Annotated in this window: 1 protein-coding gene; it reads left to right on the top strand. The window is 58.9% G+C overall.

The window, feature by feature from the left end; all coding sequences use genetic code 11:
* A partial coding sequence (locus ETC05_RS17550) for an acyl-CoA dehydrogenase family protein (RefSeq protein WP_483299802.1) occupies nt 1-394 on the top strand: 394 nt, incomplete at both ends.

Below are 394 nucleotides of genomic sequence, written 5' to 3'. Positions count from 1 at the left end.
CTTTATGAATTGGTACTTGTGCAAGAAATGCTCGCTCAAGGCAGCGGCGCCACCGCCTTGTCGTTCGGATGGCACGCGAGCATTCTGATGCGTCTGTTTTTACTCCGCCGCTGGCCGGAATCGACGCTCGCCCGCTTGGCCGAAGAAGTTGTCAAACGCCATGCGCTCATTAACAGCGCCCACTCCGAACGGGCAACCGGCAGCCCAGCGCGCGGCGGAAAACCTGAAACAAAAGCCGCCCTCCGCAATGGCCGCTTTGTGCTCTGCGGGCGCAAATCGTTTGCCTCGTTGGCCCCGGCGTTAGATTACGTATTGATTTCCGCCACCATCGAAGACAGCGGCGAAGTCGGCGAATTTCTCACCCCTATGTCCGCTACAGGCATGCGCATTGAGC

Origin of the sequence: Geobacillus sp. BMUD (genome assembly GCF_013096845.1) — a bacterium.
Lineage (GTDB): Bacteria > Bacillota > Bacilli > Bacillales > Anoxybacillaceae > Geobacillus > Geobacillus vulcani.
Note: the sequence above shows the minus strand (reverse complement) of the source record. Positions and strands in the feature narration are given on the sequence as shown.